The 24,176-nt window shown below is 53.6% G+C and carries 20 protein-coding genes and 1 pseudogene; 6 read left to right on the top strand and 15 right to left on the bottom strand.

Features of this window, described 5'->3' with window-relative positions; genetic code table 11:
• Positions 1-59: 59 nt before the first annotated feature.
• Both C3Z11_RS11075 and C3Z11_RS11080 read left to right on the top strand, forming a co-directional pair.
• Complete coding sequence (locus tag C3Z11_RS11075) at positions 60-2,054, top strand: tripartite tricarboxylate transporter permease (RefSeq protein WP_106478005.1); 1,995 nt, start codon at positions 60-62, stop codon at positions 2,052-2,054.
• Positions 2,055-2,138: 84 nt separating this feature from the next.
• Positions 2,139-2,891, top strand: a complete 753-nt coding sequence (locus C3Z11_RS11080) for a sulfite exporter TauE/SafE family protein (RefSeq protein WP_106478006.1) — start codon at positions 2,139-2,141, stop codon at positions 2,889-2,891.
• 317 nt (positions 2,892-3,208) lie between these two features.
• On the opposite strand, the gene lldD is transcribed toward C3Z11_RS11080, so the two are convergent.
• From lldD to rhmD, 9 genes are all read right to left on the bottom strand, one after another.
• A complete protein-coding gene (lldD, locus tag C3Z11_RS11085) occupies positions 3,209-4,363 on the bottom strand; it encodes an FMN-dependent L-lactate dehydrogenase LldD (RefSeq protein WP_106478007.1) in 1,155 nt (384 codons plus the stop codon).
• A 270-nt stretch (positions 4,364-4,633) separates the two neighbouring features.
• A complete protein-coding gene (gene aldA / locus C3Z11_RS11090; protein WP_106478008.1) occupies positions 4,634-6,070 on the bottom strand; it encodes an aldehyde dehydrogenase in 1,437 nt (478 codons plus the stop codon).
• Positions 6,071-6,110: 40 nt separating this feature from the next.
• Complete coding sequence (locus C3Z11_RS11095) at positions 6,111-6,908, bottom strand: HpcH/HpaI aldolase family protein (RefSeq protein ID WP_106478009.1); 798 nt, start codon at positions 6,906-6,908, stop codon at positions 6,111-6,113.
• 28 nt (positions 6,909-6,936) lie between these two features.
• A complete protein-coding gene (locus C3Z11_RS11100) occupies positions 6,937-7,707 on the bottom strand; it encodes an SDR family NAD(P)-dependent oxidoreductase (protein WP_106478010.1) in 771 nt (256 codons plus the stop codon).
• A 36-nt stretch (positions 7,708-7,743) separates the two neighbouring features.
• Positions 7,744-8,799, bottom strand: coding sequence for an L-rhamnose/proton symporter RhaT (rhaT, locus tag C3Z11_RS11105; protein ID WP_106478011.1), 1,056 nt, complete (start codon positions 8,797-8,799; stop codon positions 7,744-7,746).
• Between the two features lie 94 nt (positions 8,800-8,893).
• Complete coding sequence (locus C3Z11_RS11110; RefSeq protein ID WP_106478012.1) at positions 8,894-9,784, bottom strand: amidohydrolase family protein; 891 nt, start codon at positions 9,782-9,784, stop codon at positions 8,894-8,896.
• A 2-nt stretch (positions 9,785-9,786) separates the two neighbouring features.
• Positions 9,787-10,131 carry an L-rhamnose mutarotase gene (locus C3Z11_RS11115; protein WP_106478013.1) on the bottom strand — a complete coding sequence of 115 codons (345 nt, stop codon included), beginning with the start codon at positions 10,129-10,131 and terminating at the stop codon, positions 9,787-9,789.
• A 571-nt stretch (positions 10,132-10,702) separates the two neighbouring features.
• Positions 10,703-12,058 carry a GntP family permease gene (locus C3Z11_RS11120; RefSeq protein WP_106478014.1) on the bottom strand — a complete coding sequence of 452 codons (1,356 nt, stop codon included), beginning with the start codon at positions 12,056-12,058 and terminating at the stop codon, positions 10,703-10,705.
• Positions 12,059-12,162: 104 nt separating this feature from the next.
• The gene (gene rhmD / locus C3Z11_RS11125) at positions 12,163-13,347 is read right to left on the bottom strand and encodes an L-rhamnonate dehydratase (protein ID WP_106478015.1); all 1,185 of its coding nucleotides are present in this window, start codon (positions 13,345-13,347) and stop codon (positions 12,163-12,165) included.
• 249 nt (positions 13,348-13,596) lie between these two features.
• Here rhmD and C3Z11_RS11130 point away from each other — a divergent pair, with 249 nt between their 5' ends.
• Positions 13,597-14,562: a LysR family transcriptional regulator gene (locus C3Z11_RS11130; RefSeq protein WP_106478051.1), complete on the top strand. Its 966-nt coding sequence runs from the start codon at positions 13,597-13,599 to the stop codon at positions 14,560-14,562.
• 245 nt (positions 14,563-14,807) lie between these two features.
• Here the strand turns inward: C3Z11_RS11130 and C3Z11_RS11135 are convergent, their stop codons facing one another.
• On the bottom strand, positions 14,808-15,239 hold the full coding sequence (locus C3Z11_RS11135) for a hypothetical protein (RefSeq protein WP_106478016.1): 432 nt from the start codon (positions 15,237-15,239) through the stop codon (positions 14,808-14,810).
• 57 nt (positions 15,240-15,296) lie between these two features.
• Here C3Z11_RS11135 and C3Z11_RS11140 point away from each other — a divergent pair, with 57 nt between their 5' ends.
• From C3Z11_RS11140 to C3Z11_RS11150, 3 genes and pseudogenes are all read left to right on the top strand, one after another.
• Entirely contained in the window at positions 15,297-16,190 is an 894-nt protein-coding gene (locus C3Z11_RS11140) for a dihydrodipicolinate synthase family protein (protein ID WP_106478017.1), read from the top strand.
• Between the two features lie 18 nt (positions 16,191-16,208).
• A complete protein-coding gene (locus C3Z11_RS11145; protein ID WP_106478018.1) occupies positions 16,209-16,736 on the top strand; it encodes a YgjV family protein in 528 nt (175 codons plus the stop codon).
• Positions 16,737-16,839: 103 nt separating this feature from the next.
• A pseudogene (locus tag C3Z11_RS11150) lies at positions 16,840-18,006 on the top strand (transposase).
• Positions 18,007-18,423: 417 nt separating this feature from the next.
• Here the strand turns inward: C3Z11_RS11150 and C3Z11_RS11155 are convergent.
• The 5 genes from C3Z11_RS11155 to C3Z11_RS11180 form a co-directional block, all read right to left on the bottom strand.
• Positions 18,424-18,795 (bottom strand): hypothetical protein, encoded by a 372-nt coding sequence (locus tag C3Z11_RS11155; RefSeq protein ID WP_106478019.1) that lies wholly within the window; start codon positions 18,793-18,795, stop codon positions 18,424-18,426.
• The gene (abiEi, locus tag C3Z11_RS11160; protein WP_106478020.1) at positions 18,788-19,324 is read right to left on the bottom strand and encodes a type IV toxin-antitoxin system AbiEi family antitoxin; all 537 of its coding nucleotides are present in this window, start codon (positions 19,322-19,324) and stop codon (positions 18,788-18,790) included. The genes C3Z11_RS11155 and abiEi overlap by 8 nt, the downstream gene beginning before the upstream one ends.
• A 500-nt stretch (positions 19,325-19,824) precedes the next feature.
• Positions 19,825-20,052: a hypothetical protein gene (locus C3Z11_RS11165; protein ID WP_106478021.1), complete on the bottom strand. Its 228-nt coding sequence runs from the start codon at positions 20,050-20,052 to the stop codon at positions 19,825-19,827.
• A gap of 97 nt (positions 20,053-20,149) precedes the next feature.
• The gene (locus C3Z11_RS11170) at positions 20,150-20,842 is read right to left on the bottom strand and encodes a plasmid recombination protein (RefSeq protein WP_106478022.1); all 693 of its coding nucleotides are present in this window, start codon (positions 20,840-20,842) and stop codon (positions 20,150-20,152) included.
• A gap of 2,202 nt (positions 20,843-23,044) precedes the next feature.
• On the bottom strand, positions 23,045-23,383 hold the full coding sequence (locus C3Z11_RS11180; protein WP_106478024.1) for a DUF1353 domain-containing protein: 339 nt from the start codon (positions 23,381-23,383) through the stop codon (positions 23,045-23,047).
• Between the last annotated feature and the right edge of the window lie 793 nt (positions 23,384-24,176).

Genomic DNA, 24,176 nt, shown 5'->3' on the forward strand with positions numbered 1-24,176 from the left:
GATAGCGGCGCCGCCTCTCAGGGCGCCGCTGCCCTCCCTCGTCCACTTAGGTATTGTCGATGCTCGACGTCATGTTCGCTGCTCTGGGCTCGCTGGTCTCGGGGCCTCATCTTTTGTATCTCGGCCTCGGTGTGCTGCTGGGGCTGTGTATCGGCATTTTCCCCGGCCTCGGCGGGATTGCCGGCCTCTCGCTGCTGTTGCCATTCATCTACGGCATGGACACCATTTCGGGCCTGGCGATGCTGATAGGCTTGGTCGCGGTCATTCCCACCTCCGATACGTTCACTTCCGTGCTGATGGGCATTCCCGGCTCGAGCGGTTCCCAGGCCACGGTATTAGATGGTTTTCCGCTGGCGAAGAAGGGCCAGGCGGCACGGGCCCTGTCGGCGGCATTTTCTGCGTCACTGTTCGGTGGTCTGTTCGGCGCCGCGGTGCTGACGTTATTCGTACTGATCGCACGTCCGATCATCCTTGCCTTCGGTTCGGCGGAACTGTTCATGCTGACGCTGCTCGGCCTCAGCATGGTCGGCGGACTGGCGGGTAACAGTCTGATCAAGGGACTCTGTGCCTGCGGCTTGGGGCTGCTGTTCGGCACCATGGGCGGCGCGCCAGCAACGGGGGAATTCCGGCTGTCGTTCGGTATCGATTACTTGATGGACGGCATACCGCTTGTAGTAATGGGCCTGGGCATCTTCGCGATCCCCGAAATTATTGACCTGTTACGCCGTAACACGGCCATCGCCGAGGCCTCGACACTGGGCGGCGGCTGGGTCGCCGGGGTGCGTGACTTATTTCAACATAAATGGCTGGCGCTACGCTGCGCGGTCATTGGTTGCATCGTCGGGGCCTTACCGGGTCTCGGAGGTAGCGTGGTGGACTGGATCGCTTACGGGCACGCGATGCAGACGACCAAGTCTAAGGAAAATTTCGGTAAGGGCGAGATTCGCGGGGTGATCGCACCAGAGGCCTCCAACAACGCCAAGGAAGGCGGCGCGCTGATCCCGACTCTGCTGTTCGGCATTCCCGGCTCGGGCAGTATGGCGGTATTTCTTGGCGGCATGATCCTGATCGGTCTCGAACCCGGCCCGAACATGGTCGGCAGCAACCTGGATGTGACCTATACCATCATCTGGTCACTGGCGTTGGCCAACGTACTCGGCGCTGGCGCCTGCCTGCTGCTGTCACGCTGGGTCGCTCGCCTGACGACCATCCCCTATACGCTGATGGCACCGTTCATGATCATGGTGATCTGCTTTGCTGCCTTCCAAGCCACGCGCAACCTGGGTGACCTAGTAGCACTCCTCGGCGTGGGCGTGCTGGGGATTCTTCTCAAGCGGTTCGGCTGGCCGCGACCTGCATTTCTGATCGGCTTCGTGCTCGCCTCAGGCATGGAGAATTACCTTTACCAGGCCGTACAGTTTGATGGCTGGTCGTTCCTGACCAAACCGGGCGTGCTGATCATTGCGGCGTTACTCGTTGTGTCGGTCTTTTTTGCCGGGCGTCATGTTGCCCGCATGTCGCGCCAGATCGGGCCGCAAGCAGAAGATGTCGTTGCGAAGCCGAGCCTGTCTGACATGCTGCCGCAAATCCTCTTCACCTGTGTGATGGGGGCAGTGTTTGCGTACGGCCTGTATGACGCCTTTCAGGTCATGTACCTGTCTCGTGTGTTCCCGGCCAGTATCAGCATCGTCATGCTGACGCTTATCGGTATCATGCTGTACCGCCAGCTGCGCTGCCGTGCCGGTGATCCGATCAATCAAGATGCCGAGCGCAACGGGGAGAATGCCGCCCTGCCAGTGGGTTTTTACCACTATATCCTGTGGTTCGCGGGACTGATCCTCGGCTGTTATTTAGTAGGCTATGTGATTGCCATGACGCTGTTCTTCGTCGTCTTTCTGCTGTTGAAAGCGCGGGCATCACTGCTCCGGACCTCCGTGCTTACCGCCTGTGGCATGGGCTTCATGATCATATTGTCCCATGTAATGGTGCTGGATCTGCCCACAGGGCTATTACAGCAGGCCGTCAGCCTGCCCTGGCCGCTGGATAACGGATAACCCGGTAGGGGCCCCCAGCAGCACAGGGGCCAGCCCCGCACGGCGCAATCTGGACACACTCGTTCTGCTTTCACCGAGGTAGACATGCCTGAATACTTATTTAACGGGCTCTCACCCTTTATCTTCCTGCTGCTGGTCGGGATGGCTTGCCTGACATCCCTGCTGACGGCCAGCCTTGGCGCCGGCGGCGGTATCATGTTGCTGGGCGTCATGGCTCAGATTGTTCCTCCCCAGATGATCATCCCCCTGCACGGCGTGGTTCAATTGGGTTCCAATGCTGGCCGTGCTGGCATGCTGTTCAAGCATGTCGACTGGACGCTGATCCTATCGTTCCTGCCGGGCGCCATCGTGGGCTCCATTCTGGGTAGTTTCGTCCTCGTATCCTTGCCCCCGGCGGTCATGTACCTGAGCATCGCCGCGTTTATTCTTTATCTGTGCTGGGGCCCCCCTCTGCCCAGTATGGTGCTTGGACGCTGGGGACCGACACTAGTTGGCGTCGTCACCACCTTTCTTACCCTGTTTGTGGGCGCAACCGGCCCGCTGATTGGTGCGTTCCTGAAGCAGATCTACCATGACCGCTTCCGCACCGTGGCTACTTTCGCCTCAGTCATGAGTATGCAGCATGTCTGCAAGATCGTCGTATTCAACCACGCCGGATTCGACCTGTGGCCATGGATTCCCTTGATAGTAGCGATGATTGTCAGCGGCGCCATCGGCACCTGGATTGGCTTGCGAGTACTCAAGCGTGTGCCTGACAGGCACTTTGGCAAGATATTCAACTGGATTCTGACGCTGCTCGCTCTGCGCCTGATCTGGCAGGCAATCGGAACGCTGTGAAGGTCATGACTCTCTCCTTCTTATAAGAACTCAATGCTGTACCATTCTGGAGAGAGTCACTTTACCCATGCTAATCAAGCTAGCTACGCCCTGCGCCCCCGGAATCGTTGCCGTCACAGACACCGCTGAAGACGATCGCACCAATACCTGACCCTCAGCAATGATGAGAGCCCCCCCGGCGGAGGCGTCTTGCCGATGGCTTACCCCATCTACAGCTCAAGGATCAACAGTGTGGACGATTCGTAAGCCTCCTCTCCTCGGAACCAACCTCCAGGAGGAATCACATCAGTCTTTGCTATTAAAGTTGGCTGGCATGGTTAATCTTGGAGAGCTTTTACGGCCGAGGCTAGCGAGTCCGGTCCAATCTCAGCAATATAGTGTTTGCCGGTTAGTGTCATCGCCACACGCATCTCTTTCTCGATTAGTTCCAGCAGATGGGTAACGCCGGCTTCTCCTGCGGCTGCCAATGCAAATACCCAAGCGCGACCGAGCAGAACGGCGTCGGCACCCAGTGCAATCATGCGCACCACGTCTAGGCCGTTTCGTACACCAGAATCTGCTAGTATCGTCAGGTCCCTACCTACCGCATCGGCGATAACAGGCAAGGCACGTGCTGTAGACAGCACGCCATCGAGTTGGCGACCTCCGTGGTTGGAGACGACGATGCCATCGGCTCCGAAGCGTACGGCATCGCGGGCGTCATCGGGGTCGAGAATGCCCTTGATAACTATCGTGCCGTCCCAGAATTCGCGAATCCACTCCAGATCCCGCCATGCGACAGCGGGGTCGAAGTTCTTGGCCAGCCAGCCGATGTAGTCCTCAAGTCCTGTTGCTTGGCCTCTATAGTCTGAAATGTTACCCAGGTCGTGAGGGCGTCCATGAATCCCTACATCCCAGCTCCAGAAGGGATGGGTGATCGCCTGCAACATCCGCCGCTCAGCAGCGTATCGGCCACTCATGCCGGAATGCGCATCACGATAGCGTGCACCGGGTGTCGGCATATCTACCGTAAAAACTAGCGTTTTGACGCCTGCCGCCTTGGCCCGCTCCAACACATGCTGCATGAATCCTCGATCCTTCAGCACGTAGAGCTGAAACCACATAGGCCGGTCGATCGCCGAGGTGACTTCTGCGATGGGGCATACGGATACGGTCGAAAGCGTAAAGGGAATACCCTTTCTGGTTGCAGCTCTGGCAGCCTGTACCTCGCCTCTCCGGGCGTACATGCCGGCCAGCCCCACCGGGGCCAGGGCCACCGGCATCGACAAACGTTCGCCAAACAGCTCGGTGTCCAGAGACAGATTGGACGCATCTGTCAGCACGCGCTGACGCAGGGCTATATCGGCTAGATCATCAACGTTGCGCCTCAAAGTGTGCTCGGCATAGGAACCACCATCGGCGTAGTGAAAGAGAAAGGGGGGTAGTCGTCGCTTGGCGGCTAAACGATAGTCAGTAGACGCAGAAATAATCATGGTAATTCCTGTAAATACACAGCTTTAGACAGTACCGCTGCTTAATCTCATTGCGACCTCAAAGGTCAACACTCCCACAGTCTGGATAGCGTACCGATATCAACTTAAAGACGGTTTTTAGTTCACCTTCTTACGTACTGACTAAGAATTTTGAAACAGTGCCGTGGTATAGGCTGGCATCGTTGTTAGCGGCCGACGGCCATACTTTTGCCGTCGGCATATCAGAGATCATGTCATTTATAAGGTATTCTCTGAAGTGATTTTCTCAGATCAGATTTCCATATATACCACGTGACTACGAGTATATTCATATAGGCCATGCTTTCCGTCAGCCCCACCGATGCCTGATTTACGAGCCCCAGCATGGAACCCCTGCATCGCCTCGAAATTCTCGCGATTGACATAGGTTTCGCCGTAATCGAGTTCGCGGCAGGCCTGCATGGCACTAGCTAAGCTGCGGGTGTAGATCGACGAGGTTAGACCATAGTCAGAGTCGTTGGCGAGCGCGAGTGCTTCATCTAAATCGTCTACAACCTGGATGGGTAACACGGGACCGAAGATTTCTCTGCGCATGATTTCCATGTCGCTGCGACAACCGCTCAAGACGGTGGGCTGGTAGTGAAACCCCTGCCCCAGGTCAGCAATACTGCCACCGGTGACCGCCTCCGCACCGCTGCGGGTGGCGTTCTCGACCATGGCGGCAACCTTGTCGAGACCACCTCGGTTAATCAACGGGCCCATTTCGACATCCGGCTGTGCCAGCGGATCGCCATAGGTGGTGTCGGCCATGGCGCGGGCGACTTTGTCTGTAAACTCTTCAGCGATGCCGCGCTGCACGTAGACACGCTCAGCGCAATTACACACCTGACCGGTGTTGATGATGCGGGAACTACGGATGGCCTTCACAGCAAGATCGACGTTGGCGTCATCGAGGACGATAGAAGGTGCTTTACCCCCCAACTCCAGATTGACCTTAACGATGTGTTCGGCGGCGTTGCGCATGATCGCCGAGCCAGTCTCGACACTACCAGTAAAGCTGATCATGTCCACCAACGGGCTGGCCGTCATCGCATTGCCGGTACTGGCACCACCGCCACTAATGACATTGAAAACACCAGCTGGGAGGCCTACTCCGTCGAGTAGCCTAGCGAATTCAAAGCAGTTATTGGGCGTTTCCTCGCTGGGTTTGATGACGATAGTATTACCAGTAACCAATGCCGGTGCCATCTTGCGGGCAATCAGAAAGAAAGGGAAATTCCACGGTAGAATGCCCGCTACGACGCCGATCGGCTTGCGATACAGGAAAATATTCTCATTGGCGCGGTCGCTCTCGATAATTTCACCCTCGATGCGACGGGCCCACTCGGCCATGTAATCCAGATAATCCGCAGTAAAGTTGACCTCGATTTCGGCAAGCCCGGAAATTTTTCCCTGCTCTTCGGTGATGACACGTGCCAGTGTTTTCGCCTCACCGCGAATGGCGTCCGCCAGCTTGTGCAAAAACGCCGCCCGCTCCACGGCGGGCAGGCGCGCCCAGGGCTTCTGCCCGCTACGGGCGGCGCCAAGGGCACGTTCGACATCAGCCGGGGCGGATTCAGGAACCCGCGATAGCAGTTGTCCATTGGCAGGATTGTAGACGTCAAAATATTCTTGAGCGGCAACGAACTCACCGTTGATATAATTCTGGTAGATCCTTTCGCTGGCCATGATATTTCTCCTTTTATTCAGCATTAATCGGTGCCGGAATTTAGTAGGTACTCGACGATGACGCCTGAGACGCGTCGCTTCTGTAGCGGGCAACAGTTTCGAGTGCGGCACGGCGCAACAGGCTGATGTCGATGCCCACGGCGATGAAATCGAATCCCCATTCAGCGTAGCGGTCGGCATCGGCTTTGACCGGCGCCAGAATCCCTGCCGCCTTGCCAGCTTTCTTGGTGGCGGTGAGCGCACGCCGGATCATGGCCTGCACCTCGTCGTGATTCGGATTGCCGATATGGCCTGCACTGGTCGAGAGATCAGCGGGGCCGACAAAGACGGCATCGACACCTTCGACTGCGGCAATCGCCTCGACATTTTCGATCCCAGCGGGGGACTCTACTTGCACGATCAGGCACAGCTCCTCATGGGCAATGTTCAAGTAATCATCGACAGCGTCCCAGCGTGTGGCACGTGTAAGTCCACCTCCCACGCCACGAATGCCGTGCGGTGGATAGCGGGTCGCACGTACCAGCGCTTCGGCCTGCTCGGCGGTATCCACCATCGGTACCATCAGTGTCTGGGCACCAACATCAAGGAGCTGCTTGATCAGTGCCGGGTCGTGACTGACAGCCCGCACCACCGGGGCACAAGGATAAGGCGCCACCGCCTGCAGCTGGTTGAGGATTACCGGCACCGTATTGGGTGCATGCTCTCCATCGATCAACAGCCAGTCAAAGCCGGTAGTGGCCAGTATTTCGGCGGCATAGGCATTGGCGAAGCCGGCCCAGCAGCCGTAGCGAGGGGCGTGATTGAGATGCGCCTTGAACGGATTCTTAGGCAAGTGCATGGTCTGCTCCTAAAGCATAAGCGTTACGTTACTGAAGGTTGACGTAGCAACCACCGTCCACCAGCAGTGAGGCACCGGTAACGAACCCGGCCATTTCTGAAGCCAGAAAGACGATGGGGCCCGCCAGATCGTCCGGCTTGCCCAGCCGTCCAAGCGGGGTGCGGCTGATCATGGCATCACGCTTTTTGGTATCAGACAGATCATCTTTGTTGATATCGGTTTCGATAGTGCCCGGAAGCACAGCGTTGCAGCGGATATTGTAAGGACCAAGCGCAATGGCACAGGACTGCATGAGAGACAGCAGCCCCGCCTTGGTCGGGGTATAGTGAGTTTGCATGCCACCGCCGACTAACGCACTGATGGAACTGACAGCGATGATGGCGCCGCCGCGACCCTGCCGCTTCATCTGGTTGGCTGCAGCCTGCACGGCAAAGTAGGCGCCATTGAGGTTGGTATTGACGGTCTCCAGATAAGTCTCACGCGGCATATCGAGGAAACTATGAAACGGACAGATACCAGCGTTGTTAACGAATACATCGACACTGCCGAATTGGCTGACCGCTGCTTCGACCAGCTTGCCGCCGGTGTCTGGATCCCCGGCAGGCGCGCCGACTGCCGTGGCATCTCGTCCAAGCGAGCGGATATCCTGGATCAGTGCCTCAACCAGCGGCGTGCTGGAGGCGCTACCACTGTAGCCAATGACCACATTGGCTCCTTGACGTGCACATTCCAGGGCGGCGGCACGACCAATGCCTCGTGAGGCACCGGTGATAATGACGTTCTTACCTTCAAGTAGCATGTTCTTCTCTCCTTCATGCGTTTGGCTGGCAAATGCTCAGCGCAAATAGTTGCCGAACCCGACCATACAGACGGCTGCCAGAATAATGACGATGCCGCTGATGAGTACTCGCCGGTTGTGGCGGCTGGTGCCTTTCCACTCCCGAAACACCAATCCCCATACATTTGAAACGATAATGATGAATGACATGTGCAATACCCAGGAGCTGGCGTCGTTGTTGAGCCGGCTCTCGCCCATGCCATAGAAAAAGAATTGCAGGAACCAGATCGTGCCAGCCGCCGCCGCGAGCAGATAGTTTTTAACCAACGGCGTGCGGGTGTCGGTGTAGTTGGAGAAACTGCGGTTTTTAGCGTTGAGCGCAAAGCACCAGAGCGCATTGGTAGTCAGCCCGCCCCACATGATCAGCATGAAGGTGACGTTATTCTGAAACAGCGAGTTGGCGCCCGCCGCCACAGTAGCCGCTGCAAGCGGCTTGCCCGCAGCAATGCCATAGCTGAAACAGGCACTGAGCACCCCGGAAATGATCGCAACGGTCAGCCCTTTGGAGAGCGAGAACTCGGCAACGCTTTCAAATTTGGTCTTATCGGGCACCTGGCGCTCTTTCATCATGCCGGCCCGCCCGCAGGTGGCGATGCCGACCAGCGACATCGCTACGCCACCGAGTACCCACAACCCGCCACTGGAGTGCAACATGGCCGTGAATGTAGCCTCGGTGGCATCAGTGAAGAGGTCACGGTAGATTGGTGGCATCAGGGCACCGAAGGCCGACGTCAATCCCATGATGACCGACATGCCGAGCGACAGGCCCAGATAGCGCATGGTCAGACCAAACGTTAGCCCACCGATACCCCACAGGACACCGAACAGATACGTCCAGCCCAGCGTCGAGCCATCCGCCTCGGCGATGATGGCCCAGAAGTGCGGTACCGTCAGCCAGGCGGCGATCAACGGGACGATCAGCCAGGAAAAGAAGCCCCCAACGATCCAGTAGCTTTCCCAGGACCAGTCGCGAACTTTCTTGAAGGGGATATAAAAACTTCCCGAGGCGAAACCGCCGACAAAATGCAGAAATACTCCGAGCAATATGGTCATGAAATGGCGTCCTCGTCGTGATTATTATTAAAAGTGTTGTTTTGTGACTGGGCAGGAACATGGCCCTCCCCCAGCCTGATCAGAGCGACCTCGTTTATTCCATACGGTAGAATCGGCTCGCATTGGCATGAAACAGCGCGGCCTTCTCGGTGCTGGAGCCTGCGCTGACGATGTTGTCGTAGGCCTGCCATACTTGCTCGTAGCGGGCATAGAGCATGTCGACCGGAAAGTTCGAGGCGAACATACAGCGCTCGATGCCAAAGGCATCAATGGTTTCTAACACCAGCGGACGCAGGCTGTCCGGCGTCCAGCGGTGGTCCAGCATGCCGAAGCCACTAAGCTTGGTGACGACATTGTCGCGCTCGGCAAGCTGCCGCAGTCCGTCACGCCACTGGCGCCAGCCTTCAACGCTGTGGCGGTCGACGTACATTCCGGCATGATTGAGGATGAATAGTGTGTGAGGGTGAGCATCGGCCAACCGGGCAGCATCAGCCATCTGCGCAGGATAGAGCTGCAGATCGAAGGAAAGTCCACGCTTGCCCAGTTCATTGAACCCTGATTGCCACGCCGCCTCGCGCATGTAGTGGCGTCCCACGTAATCGAAGTGTGGGTCCGGATGCACGTTCAGAATCTGACGCACGCCGCGGATGCGATCCGTCATAGATATATGAGTATCTAGACGCTCTGCGCAGTCAGGCGCAGCAAGATCCACCCCGGCGACCATGACGAACGGTAGCCCTTGCGGTGCAGTGGTCGGCAGTGTCGCAAGCCACTCGGTTTCCTTGAGGCCATCGGCAGCATCGGCCTCGATATGAACCGCGCCCAACAGTTCGACCGTGCCGCGCTGGGCCAGCAGCTCGCCGGGCCCGGTGTCTCGTGCCATCGAGCGGTAGTCTCCCAGCATGTTCGGCGCGGGATGGCTCAGCCAGGGCTGTATATCGAGGGACAAACTCCAGAAATGAACATGGGCGTCGATCACTTGCACGGTCACTCTCCTTGACGGGCTGCGCTGGATGACGCGGTCAGAGTGAACATCGATTCGAGAGGTACTTCTTCTGGTGCATTGTCAGGGCGCGTCGCCATGATGTCGGCCATGTGATCCCACCAGCGTTTCATCACAGCGTGCTCTGCAAGCCGGTCCACCTGGTGGTCATCGTCGAGTTGCATCATTGCGTAGAGATGATGGCTTTCGGGGTCTAGGAATATCCGGTAATCAAGTACGCCGGCGTCCAGCAGTAAAGTCTCAAGTTCCGGCCAGAGCGCCTCATGGCGGCGCCGGTACTCCTCGGCCTGACCATCATTGAGCATCATACGAAAGGCGCGAATAATCATAGAGCGTTCTCCCGAGTATTAGGGCGTATAAGGACGTGCCCGATTATTTTCAGGGGTTAAGCGGACACAGAAGCCGAGTGGGTCGAGTTTGAGAGCGTGCATAAGCCTATTCTCCGCTGTGGGTTTATCCATCAGCAGCGGGTTGAACATTGGCACTGCGTTTTAGGCTCGGGGGACCCCATCCTGTTAGGCATTGTCCTGAGGTTTCCTTGCATTAATTTATTGATTGAAGACAGCAATACCGATGTCAGATGACGGTGGCCAATACGCAACACGGCGAGTGTGATACCTCTTGGTTATCGAGGTAAAAAATCCATTACCGACAAGCATTTAAATTTCCTTTGTAAAGTCATTACCTTATCCGCCTAGACCAATGTCTGAGACCAAAATGTGGTATAGCAAAGCGTTATTACCTGCCGTCACTCATGGGGTATGCAGGAGTGATCATGTCGGACTTCAGGAGACAGAACGCGTTGCTGCATCGGCTGCGCAATAAACTTGCGGCTTATTACGCTTATGCCCTGTGTCGTTAAAGCCAACGCTTTCATGCAAAAGATTCTGGCGACATAAGTCATGGCCACAGAGTCGCCCCCGCCAGGGTGATAACAAGAATGGTCAGTGACACCATCAGTTCAGCCAAGGTGTATGTCTTGAAGCCGCCGCGGACGCTGAAACCTGAGAGCTGCGTGGTGATCCAGAAACCGCTGTCATTGACATGACCGATACTGATGCCGCCTGAAAGCGCAGCGAGAGCGATCCATAGAGGATTCACGATGCCTGTCGAAGCAGCGCCCGCCATAATAGTCATCGCCGTAATACCCGCGACAGTGCCCGAACCCTGTGCAACGCGGAACACCAGCGCCAGACAGTAGGTCAGTAGTACCATGGCAAACGGCGAACCGGTTTCCTGAAACAGAGAATCGACCAGCATTCGACCAATGCCCGTTTCCTGAATGACACTGCCCAGCGAACCGCCTGCGCCGGTCACCAACAACACAAGTCCTGCTGTCTGCAGACCGCGAGAAGCCGACTTGTCACATTCGTCGCGGCTCATTGTGCGGCCTGCAATCACATAGGCGGCAATAGCGCCGGCCAGTAGCGCAACGATACGGTCGCTAAGAAAAGCCACAGTAGACGGCAGCGATTCACCGCCGATCAGGCCGGACTGTTGGGCGTAGTCATAGACAGTGCCGCTCAGAATCAGAAGAATGGGTAGCGCGATCGGCAGCAGCGCCTGCCAGAGAGGTATGTCCGGTAAGGTGATCTCTGCAGATTCGCTGTTCACCAATGTTTGGACATGCAGCTCGTCCTTGGAGGGATTCCATAGCCCCATATCCAGAATCAAGAAGTAAAGCTTCATGACCACCAGCGCTGTAATCAGGCCTACAACAAGACCGGCCAGCGTCATCAGGCCGATATCAAAGCCAAGGATAGAGGCCGCTGCCAGCGGGTTGGGCGTAGGGGGCACGATGGTATGCGAGGTGGCAGCGCCGATTACGAGCGCACCAATAGCGTACGGCAATGGCTTCTGTAGCGTTTTGGCCAGCGCTACACCCAGCGGAATCAGAATCACGAAGGTGACATCAAAAAATACAGGAATGGATAGCAAAAACCCTGTCAGGCCCAGTGCATATAGCCCCGCGCCGCGAGGCGCGCTTTTGACCATGGTATATGCAATCTTGTGAGCCGAATTGGAGTCACTCATCAGTTGGCCGATAATGACGCCAAAACCGATGGGTAGCCCGATCGCAGCCATAATGTTGCCGAAGCCGGAACCGATGGCGTCTACGGTAGCGGTCATTCCCAGGCCCATGGTCAGCCCCAGATAGATACAGCCAACGACTAAACTAATCGCCGGGTTCAGCTTGAAGTAGAGAATTAGCAGCAGGATCAGAGCTATCGTGATGAACAGATGGAGCGTTTCCACGGCGTACCTCTTCTACAAAAACTTTACAAAACCGGGCTTTTTCTTTTCTTGGCTGCCGCCTGCGGGCCGGGCTACGGCCCGCAAAACGTATCCGCTGAGGCGCCTTAATGGCTGTAAGGTCTTTCCAAGTCAGCGTCCGGGTTCAGACGTACGCCGAAGCCCGGCGCGTCGAGCTTAGACGCGCGCATACGGCCGTTTTCGGGTACTGGTTCATCAAGTAGCAGTGGGGTGAACATCGGGACTACTTCATCGGCCGCCGGTGCCATCATCAAAAATTCGGCAAAGGGGCTGTTGTGGCGAGTAATCACGAAGTGATAGCTATAGACAGAAGAGCCGTGTGGCACGACCAGTTTGTTGTGGGCATCGGCCAGCGCTGAGATCTTGATGAGTTCGGTGACGCCGCCACACCAGCCCACATCAGGTTGGATAATATCGCAGCACTCCTTCTCCAAGAGCATACGAAACCCCCAGCGAGTGGCCTCGTGCTCGCCGGTTGTAACCAGCATGCCGGACGGGACGTTGCGTCTCAGATCGGCGTAGCCCCAGTAGTCATCGGGTGGTAGAGCTTCCTCAATCCACTTCAAGCCGAACTCTTGGGCGCCTTGGGCGAGCCGAGTGGCATAGTTGAGATCGAGGCTCATCCAGCAGTCGTACATCAACCAGAAGTCGTCGCCGACTTTTTCACGCATGTCGGCGAGTTGGTTGAGGTTCATCTTCAATCCTTCGTCGCCTTCAGCCGGGCCGTGCACAAGGGGCATCTTCCCGCCAATAAAGCCCATTTGTTTTGCCAGATCCGGACGAGCGCCGGTAGCGTAAAAGGTCAGCTCGTCGCGCACAGGACCGCCGAGCATGGCATGGACCGGCTCCTGACGAATCTTTCCTAATAGATCCCACAGGGCAAGGTCGACACCCGAGATGGTATTGAGCACCACGCCCTTGCGTCCGTAGTAAAGCGTGGCACTGAACATCTGGTCCCAAATTTTTTCAATGTCAGTGACTCGCTGCCCTTCCAGAAAACGTGCCAGATGTCGCTCGACAATAAAGGCGCCGATATCGCCGGCAGTGGTCACTGCAAATCCGACCGTGCCATCGCTAGCCTCGATCTCGACCACCAGAGTACCAAGCACGTTGAGTCCGAAGCTTTTGCGCGTCATCCGGTACTCTGGATACTTGCTCATTGGTGTAGAGATTTGGCTGTCGATCCAGTGGCCGTCGCCTTGGTCGTGGTAGTCGGCGCCACCACCACGAACGGTGAAGGCGCGAACCTGCTTGATAGTGGGCATCGCCATAATGTCTCCTTGCATTCATGCCATAGGGTAGAGACAGCAATACCGGCGTTAATGAGGGATGACCAATGCGCAATATGGCGAGCGTGATACCCTCTGATTATCGGCGTAAAAAAACCATTTCCGACAAGCAGTTAAAATTTCTTCGGCAAGTCATCATTTTGTATGCATAGACCAATGTCTGAGCCAAAAATGCTGGTATAGCTAGTCGTTATCGATAGTCTGTCTCTTTTACCGCAAGGAAGGATGATCGTGTCAGAGATCATGGAACAGGCAGCACTACTCAATCGGCTGCGCTATAAGCATTTGCGGCTGATTGCGTTATTGGATGAGCAGCGTAATCTGCATAGGGTGGCTGAGCGTCTCAACATGTCGCAGCCAGCAGCGACACGCATGCTGCATGAGATCGAGACGACATTTGGGTGTGCGCTATTTGAACGCTCCCCTCGCGGCGTAAGGCCAACCCGATCAGGAGAGATTCTGGTTGATTTTGCTCGCGGCGCGCTGAGCCGACTGGAGCGCTGCGCGGAATCGCTGCAGCGTCATCGGCTAGGCAATCAAGGTCAGCTAGTAATGGGCGCAATCATGGGAGCGGCTCCCGATCTGGTAGCCGAGGCGGTGATCGAATTAAAGCGCTTGCACCCCTTCCTTCAGGTGCGCCTGCTGGGTGAGACGAGCGATCAGTTGGTGGAGTTGCTAGCACAAAATCGAATTGATATTGCCGTTGCGCGCTACGTTACGGCGATGCAGCACAACATTTTCGACTTTGAGCCATTGGGTAACGAGCGGATGCTGGTAGTAGTTCGCCGCGACCATCCTTTAAGCGAGCGAACCGATCTCTCTCTTTCGGTGATGCTCGATCAGTGGCCCTGGATTCTTCAGCCCGTCGAAAGTCCGGCCCGCCAAGCGCTGGAAAAGGAGTTCGAGCTGGCCGGGCTAATGTCACCGGCGGATATCATTGAGTGCGGCTCAATTTTCGCCGCCCTGCAGCTTATCAGGCGCAGCAACGGCATACTGGTCATGGCGGAGTCTGTGCTGAAGGACTATCTGGAGATGGGCGCAGTCGTGGCACTTCCCCTTTCATTGGGTAGAACCCTGCCCGCCTATGGCATCATGACACGCAGGGGCGAGCCTTTCAGCGAGCCTATGCAGCAATTGTGCACCATACTGCGAGCGATTGCGGCGAGACAGGAGCATCCAACGTTTATGCCAAGCTGAGCGTAGGAGAGCCAGTTGGAGCTTTTACTTGCGTAATAGCAAAACTATAGCGCTGAGCAGTTGTCTAGAGATTAAGAGTGAATACTTAGCGTTTCTGCTCACTAAAATAAGCATATTTGGAGGTGTCGCTCGCGCTTAGTTTCGGCAGATGGGGCAATTATTTATTAAAAAGTTGGAGCTTTTACTCACGTTAATAACGAAAAAAGCTGTTCAAGCCGGTTTCGCCTCGTCGTAGCAAATGCCAATCAGATATATTCCTGTCGTTGTAATTGCTCGGTTAGCGAGACGATCCTGGCAGCGGCTGTCTCCCAGCGCACCAATGACGGCTTGCCCGTTGCTGGCGTCGTTGCCAAAAGCGAGCCGGTCCTGCCAAGGCCTTTAGGGATGGCATCATAGTCGAGATATTGAACGTAAAGACTGCCATGTTCGTTCTGGCTTTTATTCCCCAATTCGTAACTTCTGAGCAGGCCATGGTCCCTCAGTTTATCCTGCTGGGAAGTATCTGCATCTTGTTGAACAGTACGGTTGACCTGATTGCTGTCTTCGCCGCGAGCCGAATCGTTGAGTCTGGGGTTACCAAGGCGGACAGAGAGCGCCTCCTGTCCCGGCGGGGCTATCATGATGACCTTATGAGTGCTAGTGGCGATTGCCAACTTTGAGGCCTGATCGGGAGGCATGTGAGTCTTTCATCCCGGGCCATCGTCTTATCATCATTTACTGAGGAGCGTCGAACTATGTTTTCCGGACTGAGTGCCTTTCCCTTGACCCCCATGAAGCATGGCATAGTTGACGAAGTAGCCTTTATACGACTGATCGAGCGCCTGGCCGATGCTGGCGTCGATTCCATCGGTGCGCTGGGGTCGACGGGGAATTACGCCTATCTCACCCGGCAGGAGCGGGCATGCATTGCGCAGCTCGCGGTGAAACATGCCGGCGATGTCCCAGTCATCATTGGCATCAGCGCCTTGAGTACCCGAGAGGTATTGGCTTTAGCCGAAGATGCGCAGGAGGCGGGGGCGAGCGCTGTGCTACTGGCTCCGATGTCATACCAGAAATTATCCGAGGATGAAGTCTTCGGACTCTACGAAACCGTGACACGCAAACTGTCAGTGCCGCTATGTGTCTACGACAACCCTGGCACCACCCATTTCGAATTCAGTGACGAGCTGCATGGGCGCATCGCCCAACTTTCCAACGTCGGCTCCATCAAGATTCCAGGCGTTCCAACAGAACCTGGTGCCGCCAGGGCGCGTGTCGAGCGTCTACGAACGCTTATTCCGTCTCATGTCACGATCGGGGTAAGCGGTGATCCCATGGCAGCCACAGGCCTAAATGCCGGATGTCAGGCCTGGTATTCGGTGATTGGTGGCCTGTTCCCGCAAACAGCACTGGCCATTACTCGTGCCTCTCAAGCAGGTGATACCCAGGAAGCCTTGCGCCTTTCTGAAAGATTGCACCCGTTATGGGCATCGTTCAGCCAACATGGCGGCAGCCTACGTGTGGCAGCCACAGCAGCGGAGCTGATGGGGTTAGTCACGCCTCCTTGCTTACCATTACCTCTCAACGCGCTTAAAGGAACGGACCGACAAACGCTTTCCAGGCTATTGCATGAGTGGCAATTAGCCTAATAAGGAGTATGCAATTCTATGATCGAAAGCTATAGCACGGTGGCCGGACAGCTTTTTGGTTTGGTGACGCTGATACTCTGCGTCTGGGCTTTTTCCAACAAGCAGGATGATCGGCTGTTGGTGCTGCTGCTCTCCGCCAACGTGGCCTTCGCTTTACAGTTCATGTTTTTTGCGAGCTGGACTGCCGCTGCGTTGTCATTGCTGGTGGTCGCTCGCATTGCACTCGCACGCCGCTATCCAGGCAGTAAAGCGGCAATGGCAATCATGTTGGCGGCAAGTGGCGCGGCTGCCGTTCTCACCTGGCAGAGCTGGGCAGACCTGCCCGCCATCGTGGCGATGGTGCTGGGTACGGTGGGCATGTTTTTGCTCCGAGGTATCCCCATGCGTGTTTTTCTGGGGCTTGGGGCAGTCGCATGGATGGTCAGTCATCTCTTGGTAGGATCAGTGGGTGGGACGCTGGCCGAAGGCTTCGTACTCTTGACCAATACAATTACCATTTATCGCCTCTACCGAGCTAAACAGCGTTATCAGGAAGTCATCAATTAGCACATGTCCGAACGCATTTATCCCATATCCCAGCGGTTGCACTCATGTGGCCTCAGTGCACTGTCGCTCTCAAGCAAATTGGACCAGTAAGTAAGAGAGTTGTGTGGCCACTCTGCCAGACAATATTCTCCATTTGTTGGGTACTTCATCTTGGGCCACAAGGTGAAGGAGCATAATCTCCTCCAAGTCGAAGCACCTGTGCCTATAGCCTGTGAGGAGTGCGGTATTAAGAATAAGTTTGTGCGCTTCGGTAAGCGAGATGTCGCCTACCGAGACCTACCCATCCATGGCAAACGGGTCACCCTCTGGGTGACCCGCCGCCGCTATACGTTCCGGCCTGCGCTCCCAAAAATGGTGATTGATTACCGCATGACAGGGGAGGCTTTACAGCCATGCTGTTGAAAAAGAAGCGTCCAACCATCCTTGCGCCTACATGGTTAACACTACGAGCCTCGACGAGAAGACCGTTCGAGAGATATGCAGGAAGAAGGCCAAATTCCTGGCGGGCTAGTACCGCTTCGAGACGCCACGCTGCCTAGGCATTGACGAACTGTACCTGAACCGCCGTTACCGCTGCATCCTGACCAGCTGGAAGAGCGAACCCTGCTGGACCTACTGCCTGGTCGTCAGCATGATGTCCTCATCAGGCGCCTCATGAACATGACCGACCGCCACAAGGTGGGGATTCCTACCGCCGTGCCATCTAGGCAGTTCTGTCACAGGCCCGCACCGAGATCGATAAGTTCCACGTCGTGCGAAATAGCCAAAGAAGCCTTGGAAAAGACCCGCAAGGGGCTCAGGAAGGATCTGACCGCAAGCCAGCGCTGGGCCCTCAGAGAAGACCAAAAGATCCTGCTGAAGTGGGCTCACGACGTCTCAGACTGCGGACGTCTCATCATGGAGACCTAGGGGGCCTTTCTCATATGGGCACAGGGCCCGATTTTTCCACATCTGGGATTGCAACAATCGCCGCAATGCCGAGAGAGAAATGGTCGCCTGGATTAACGGCATCCCGCAGAACCAGAGGGAGGCGTGGAAGAAACTCGTCAACGCCGTCACCGGCTGGCGTGAGGAGATGCTGGTCTACTTCGAGACCGACATCTTGATCACCAACGCCTTCCTAGAGACGATCAACCGGCTGGCCAGGGATAACAACTGAGATGGCCAGGGCTATTCATTTGAAGTGATGCGAGCCAGGATGCTCTACACCACCAAGCACAAAAAGAAGTCGCCACAGACAGTAGTCCTTGTTCCTGGGAAAGCTATCTGACCTACAGCATAGGCCTTCCCGAGCCGAGAAGACCACGGCGTTGATCTATCAACCTTCTGGGAGGATTAAAGATTCGGAGGGACAGAGAGACTCCATCTACCCTGTAAACCGGATACCCGTTTTTCTGAATGAGCATCATGCTCGGCGAGACGCCCTGCTATTTCAACCACTGCAGATCCCAGATATCCCTATGGCGCACATAATTCTGCGCGTTGGCTAGAGAGCCCAGATTATCTGCCATGATCTCATCGAAGACCCGGCCATGATCAGTAGGTCTCTATAGCCATCGGACAGAAGCGAATAGTTAACGTTAGGCATCGTGCCTCTTGCATGCATGTATGTCGAGAAATTGGCGACCTCCAGCGTGATCTGCTGCTTGAGGGTATCCTTGTGAACAGGCGCAGTTACCACGGCCACCTACCATTTATTGACTTTGATTGCAGCGTAGCTCGGATTTCCGCGCAACTCTGCCGGCGCCTTGATACCTACCACAAACTGATAGCGCCTGCTGATGCAATCCTGAATGCACTGCTTGATGCTGACTAGGTCCTGACAGGCAGAGCCTCGATCATCGGTAAAAGCCAGATTTTTACCTATTGGTTGGCCCCTGTCACAACCGTAGTGGTATGCCCCACAAAAGGGGAGCCCATCTAGGAGCCTTTCCTTGTCCAGCGCAAAGAGAATATCTGCATGAAATAATTCTTTTATGATTACTAGAAGCATGTTTTGGTGAACAGGCTCGGCTATAGCCAGCCTTACCAGCTTTTCAAAGTCGGCTTTCTCAATCATCAAGCGCGGCTTCAAGTTTGACCAGATGGGTATTCCGCCCCACTCGCTTGAGGTCTCCCCAGGCACCTTCTAGGGTGGCAAACCTAAGTGGTCGGCCAATGTCTTTCATGCGCTTGAGCAACGCGGCCAGGGGGCGTTTTGTGTGGGTAAACTCAATTGTACCGTACGGGGTCTTGTAGGTGCCTTTGCGCCCAGTCGTCATGACCGTAAGCCGGTCCATCGGTATCTGTGAGATGGCCCCATACTCGGACAGCGCGGATTCGAGACTTACGTAGCTGTATTCGCCACGGCGCATGGCTACGGCAATATGCTCCAGTACATAGGCATCGCAGCTTCGTGCGCGGGCATACACGTAAATGCCCCGCGTGGGGCGCTCTAGAATGCCCTGCCGTACAAGCCGATTAATCCCTTCCTGCAGAGCCTTAGGGCTGTCATCAAGGAACAGCTTTGCGAGATCGTGATGCGTGAATACGTGTCGCTGTTGAGCATCCCAATCGTCGAAGGTACGTAGAGCTGTATAGAGATTCATTTTTAAGTGTACGGCTAGACTATGTAATCGTAGTTTAGCCGTACACTTACTGTCACGACAGGCTTTTATCCGCATATTAGTAATACCCCTGGGAGCGCCTCCGACCAAAAATTAATCGAGGTGGGACATCAAACTCTAGCGCCACTGACAACTTAATCACCCAAGAAGTATCTTTAAAGTGCTGCCTTACGACTCCCCAGGAGAAGTTGCAATATCATGAATTTCGCTCATGATGCCTAGCAGTGCGGAGTTTTCCTAAAGCACAGTGACCGATCGCTTGTTAAACTTATACCTTCCGATGCTGATTAAATAACTCCACTATACTTATATGGAGAATAGAGATAAGCGCTGGGCTGGTTTGCAATGTAAAATAAGCACTCTATTGATCATCGAGCTAAGGCCTTTATTTATAAATCCTTAGCCTTACTTAGATAACAGGCTTAATCATCGCCCAATAATATTAAACCACCCCTCTTTCTCTTTAGCTAAGCATGCTCTTCTTATATAGGCAGATCAGCGTTAATCTCACCGAAAAGTTGTTCTGCACGATCTTCACTCGGCGCATCATACAAAACGAGATGAAGGTAGCTTTCTCTTTCCAGAAGATGCGCCATATTCACATGGCGAGTTACCGCTAGAATAAGAGCGCGCATTTCCTGATTTATCTCTTGCTCGCGATGCCTTAATTCTTCCTGGATACGCTGTTCAATTATAGCTACTGTGCGCATTTCTATTTCAGCAGCTACGCGGCGTTCAACTTCAGCAGCGATCTCCTTTTCACTAACAGAGCTTTCCTTATTTAAAGATAGTAAGTGAGGCTCTTTATTAGGGGCGTGTACTTAAATTGATAGCATCTCTTTGTTTAACTGCATGCCATCGAGACGTACGCGGCTTACGATCCTCAAAAGGTTTTGCTCGTTCTTCGAAAAATTGATATCCGACCTCAGAAAAAAAGCGCTTTTGAAGATCATGATAAAACTGCCTGCCCTGTGCACAAACAGAAGTAAGAGACCAATTGAATTCCCTTTTCTCGTTAGGTTGTGGAGTGAACCATAGGTGAAAATGGGGATGCTCTTCATCAAAGTGATTCAAACGGAAATGGATTAGCATTTCGTAGGGAGAAAGAAAATCTTTAAACCATTCTGTGGTGCACTCTGAAAAGCTTTTGTACCGTTCCGGATTAAATTCAGACATTGATTCCGGGAGGCTCGCGATAACTGTCCCGATCGCTAGGGCGTCCTTTCGCACTGATCGGAAGTACTCAGTGCCGTCGCTGCGCTTTGATTTATTACGGGCGATCTTCATCTGCTCGTTCAACCAAGCAGGTAACTCCTCAACGACCTCAAGTGGGGAGTCGAGACGCTCAAGCTCATAGTGAGGCTTTCCCGGAATGTGGCTGATATGTCCCGGCTGCCTCAAGCCTTCAGCCAGGATCGATCCTACGGTATGGCGTTTCGATGCCGGCCCACGGGGAAATCCTTGGATTCGAATAAACTGATATCCAGTGGGTTTGCTCATTGGTGTGGTCTCCTGAGTTCTCTTTCTACCCATCAGATAAGGGGCGGGCACGCAGGAATGGGTAGCTCCAGAAGAGGAAAACCCAGACGAAAGGAAGACCCATTGCGAGGAAGACCCTGATACAGAATAGGTCTTCCTCCTAAATTCCTGAGGCTTCCTTTGCGTGGGCCTTTCAAGGCCGGCCTTCTAGCCATAATTTTTGACGGTTCGTACTCAGCTCTAATGCGTGAGTGAAAGCACACACAGCACCAGATACTATGGTCAACACTGATGCACGTTGTTGCCATTGCTGTGAAATGTTGTGATTCATGCCTGCGTGACGGGAAGTGAGCCTTTTTTGCTTAAGCGGGTTAGCTCAGTTGACCTTTGCTTCGTCATGATATCCTGCGGGCTGCCTGTTACTGATGCTGATGGCCCTACCGCACCCTGATATCAACATGATCCTTGTTCAAATGTCGCTTAGGTGCACTCTAATTGCTCGCTATGCACCTTCTGCTCACCTTCTGTGCACCTTCTGTGCACCTTCTGTGTACTGCCGTATACTTTTAAAAAACCTTTTAATGTATTTATATAGGCCAACACTACTACACGAAATTTTATGCTTGAAGGCGATTAAATCTTTTAACCAGAGGGGAATAGCAGGTGACTAAGCAGGATTATCAGGGGCTCGCACACCTTAGGAGTCGAAAAAGTGAATTCGAGGCTATGCAAGGAAAGCTTCGCCCTATGCTAGAGCTTATTCGTAAGGACTTAGCTCCATTAGTCGAAGCTGGGGTTTCGGTACGCTGTCTAAGAGAAGCTCTGGTTTAGGTTGGCATCAGCTGTTCTAAACGCCATGTTCGAATCAATATAAGCAGGATGTTTCTGGAAGCCTATTTAAAGCTATACAAGCGGCCGAATCAGAATCTAACCGAGGAAGCTCGCTCGAATATCAATACGGATCCAGCTAGCGAAGCGCCAATCGAAGATGAAGATGCTGATGGCGAGATCATGCCTAAAAACAAGCATAAAAAGCAATCTGTTAAAATACTTATGGAGAGCATGTTACATGACATGCGCGTATACCGTGGCGAAGAATAGGATAGGCGATGATTTTAGTAGTCAATACTAAAGGTGGTTCATCTAAGTCAACAGTAGCGATGCAGATATTGGCACCTTGGATTTACACGAGGCACAATAGCGATGCCGGTTGAGCTAGATGATCAGAACTATTACAGTGCTGATTATACAGATACAGTTGCTAGTCTCATCAATTTAAGGTTGGCAGAGAATGGTCTTATATTGCGATTTAGACATAGTCTGAGCAATATTATATCGATAATAATATCTTATAATTTGGCGGTAATCGTAGAATAAAATGACCTTGGACGCCTTTGTGTTATCTGGTTACGAAACGTTTATTGAGCTTATTATTATTCCAATTAACTCAACGTAGCAAGGCGTTCAACATTCGTAACATTGCATTTTATCAAAGAAAAGATGCCAGGATATAAATGAAAATTCTTCCTAGCCCTATTAAGGTTAATTGATGATCTTAGCCTAGTTAAGTCTATTATGTTCGATGCATTTTATTTGTAATCGCTAGGGTGGCTATTACATTTGTACAAAATTATTATGCAGTAATTTCATGAAATGAAATGAATATAGAATTTATTCATAATAAATGTGCAAATCTTTATTCCTTGTATAGAACAATGTTATAAGCTGTAAAAAATTATTTTTACGGCCCGAAGAACACGTCCGAGCACGTTTTGCCAGGAGCAGATATCTTACTCTAATTGGGTGTCGGCTCGTCAACTATGGAAGCCAACGCGGATGTGCCGATCTTGGTTATCAGATTGATTACCGGAATGCCAATAAAGTGGCACCGCTTATAAAGGAAGACGAATAATAATGGCCCTATTGTGATGACCATATGGCTGCTGATGTAGCCCCAAAAGTCCTACAGCGTAGTTAATGCTGCCCGCGCCCATACAGAAAGCAAGCGAAAAGACATTACTCGACAAATTTAGAGGCTTGAATGAGATTGCCGCTATATTGGCCGCTCTGCATATTGAATATGGTATGTCGTGAGCATAGCTAAATGATCATTACCCAACCTACCTTCTTTTTAACAAAAAAATGTGCGCCCAAACGATTGCCCATGAGAAACCCAGCATAATGGCTGGGCTTCTCCTTACATTGTAAATGATTAACCTCCGGTTATTGGAATAGTCCCCACAGCCTGACAGAAGTGACCATCACAACTCGCCGCCACCCTGGCACTGCCGTTTCCTTTAACGCCTCATTAAAAGCGTCCGCTGCTTTGCTCCACTCGGTATCCTGCGATAGTAGATAGTCATGTACGGCTGCAGCGTCGAAATATCGATCGACTGAAGGAAATAACCACCAGAACATGCGTGGTACACTCGCGCCATCAGTTATGAATCCCGCCGGCACGTCTACACCCACCAGCGACATGCCATTTTTGAGACGGTACTGGGCAGGCTGGCGCCATGAATCGGGCAGAAGAATGTCGACGGGAATAGGCTCAGATGCCATAGCAACTCCTAGTTAGCAATAATTAGGTTTTTGACAGGCGTAAAAATACCGCCGGGTGGCGGTTACTTGTTACTACGGAACGGTGTAGGAGGTAGGGTTACACTGCAGCAGCAATCCCGCTATTTCCGCATCTACAAACCTCTACTCTGAGTCACCTTGTGAAGTATTTCCCTGCCAGCACGGCTAGCGTTTCTGTGCTGCCTTTGGCAGCGCACTCGCCAAAGAAGCGGTTAACCTTGTGACGCAGCTACTGCCCTGCCCTATCTACGTGCCAAATCGACACCGAAGCGTTAGTGCTCTTCACAGGGGTCATTCACTTCAATCGTTTTGGCGGGAAGACCTAAGGCTCGGTATTAACAAACAGGATTGAGAGGATATCGTCAAAGACTCATATACATGGTAATTCGTACATTCGGCTAACTATTTAGCTGAGGAGCCGAAGTGAAGAGCCCGTTCTTACACTGGAGAAAAATGGTGCCATCTCAGCCTTCTTTTAGAGGCACGATGGATATATGTTTTATCTAATCCTTTGTGCGAAGTACATTAAATCATTACGGACTTATCGGCCTAGCTCCTATGAACTTCGAGCACGTTGCAATTGAAAGTTTTTTATTTGGCATAGGTATGAACTCCTTATTCTGGAACCGCCACCGCAGGCTCGAACGTCACAGCTAATGCCTTGAACGAAGCTCCTAGTTACCCATCATCGGCGGGATATGATAAAAGCACGGACAAAGGCACTCGGCGTTTAGCGTTAAACCTTGAAATGTATCGCCATTAGTGTGGCACAAGT

This window comes from Phytohalomonas tamaricis, from assembly GCF_003012345.1.
Lineage (GTDB): Bacteria > Pseudomonadota > Gammaproteobacteria > Pseudomonadales > Halomonadaceae > Phytohalomonas > Phytohalomonas tamaricis.

What these genes read in the sequence shown, in the direction of transcription:
- rhaT (WP_106478011.1), bottom strand. Translation starts at nt 8,799, where the DNA reads ATGACCATATTGCTCGGAGTATTTCTGCATTTTGTCGGCGGTTTCGCC.
- C3Z11_RS11075 (WP_106478005.1), top strand. Translation starts at nt 60, where the DNA reads ATGCTCGACGTCATGTTCGCTGCTCTGGGCTCGCTGGTCTCGGGGCCT.
- C3Z11_RS11170 (WP_106478022.1), bottom strand. Translation starts at nt 20,842, where the DNA reads ATGAGCAAACCCACTGGATATCAGTTTATTCGAATCCAAGGATTTCCC.
- C3Z11_RS11165 (WP_106478021.1), bottom strand. Translation starts at nt 20,052, where the DNA reads ATGCGCACAGTAGCTATAATTGAACAGCGTATCCAGGAAGAATTAAGG.
- C3Z11_RS11180 (WP_106478024.1), bottom strand. Translation starts at nt 23,383, where the DNA reads ATGGCATCTGAGCCTATTCCCGTCGACATTCTTCTGCCCGATTCATGG.
- C3Z11_RS11080 (WP_106478006.1), top strand. Translation starts at nt 2,139, where the DNA reads ATGCCTGAATACTTATTTAACGGGCTCTCACCCTTTATCTTCCTGCTG.
- abiEi (WP_106478020.1), bottom strand. Translation starts at nt 19,324, where the DNA reads ATGAATCTCTATACAGCTCTACGTACCTTCGACGATTGGGATGCTCAA.
- C3Z11_RS11140 (WP_106478017.1), top strand. Translation starts at nt 15,297, where the DNA reads ATGTTTTCCGGACTGAGTGCCTTTCCCTTGACCCCCATGAAGCATGGC.
- C3Z11_RS11115 (WP_106478013.1), bottom strand. Translation starts at nt 10,131, where the DNA reads ATGATTATTCGCGCCTTTCGTATGATGCTCAATGATGGTCAGGCCGAG.
- C3Z11_RS11155 (WP_106478019.1), bottom strand. Translation starts at nt 18,795, where the DNA reads ATGATTGAGAAAGCCGACTTTGAAAAGCTGGTAAGGCTGGCTATAGCC.
- lldD (WP_106478007.1), bottom strand. Translation starts at nt 4,363, where the DNA reads ATGATTATTTCTGCGTCTACTGACTATCGTTTAGCCGCCAAGCGACGA.
- C3Z11_RS11145 (WP_106478018.1), top strand. Translation starts at nt 16,209, where the DNA reads ATGATCGAAAGCTATAGCACGGTGGCCGGACAGCTTTTTGGTTTGGTG.
- C3Z11_RS11095 (WP_106478009.1), bottom strand. Translation starts at nt 6,908, where the DNA reads ATGCACTTGCCTAAGAATCCGTTCAAGGCGCATCTCAATCACGCCCCT.
- rhmD (WP_106478015.1), bottom strand. Translation starts at nt 13,347, where the DNA reads ATGGCGATGCCCACTATCAAGCAGGTTCGCGCCTTCACCGTTCGTGGT.
- aldA (WP_106478008.1), bottom strand. Translation starts at nt 6,070, where the DNA reads ATGGCCAGCGAAAGGATCTACCAGAATTATATCAACGGTGAGTTCGTT.
- C3Z11_RS11100 (WP_106478010.1), bottom strand. Translation starts at nt 7,707, where the DNA reads ATGCTACTTGAAGGTAAGAACGTCATTATCACCGGTGCCTCACGAGGC.
- C3Z11_RS11135 (WP_106478016.1), bottom strand. Translation starts at nt 15,239, where the DNA reads ATGCCTCCCGATCAGGCCTCAAAGTTGGCAATCGCCACTAGCACTCAT.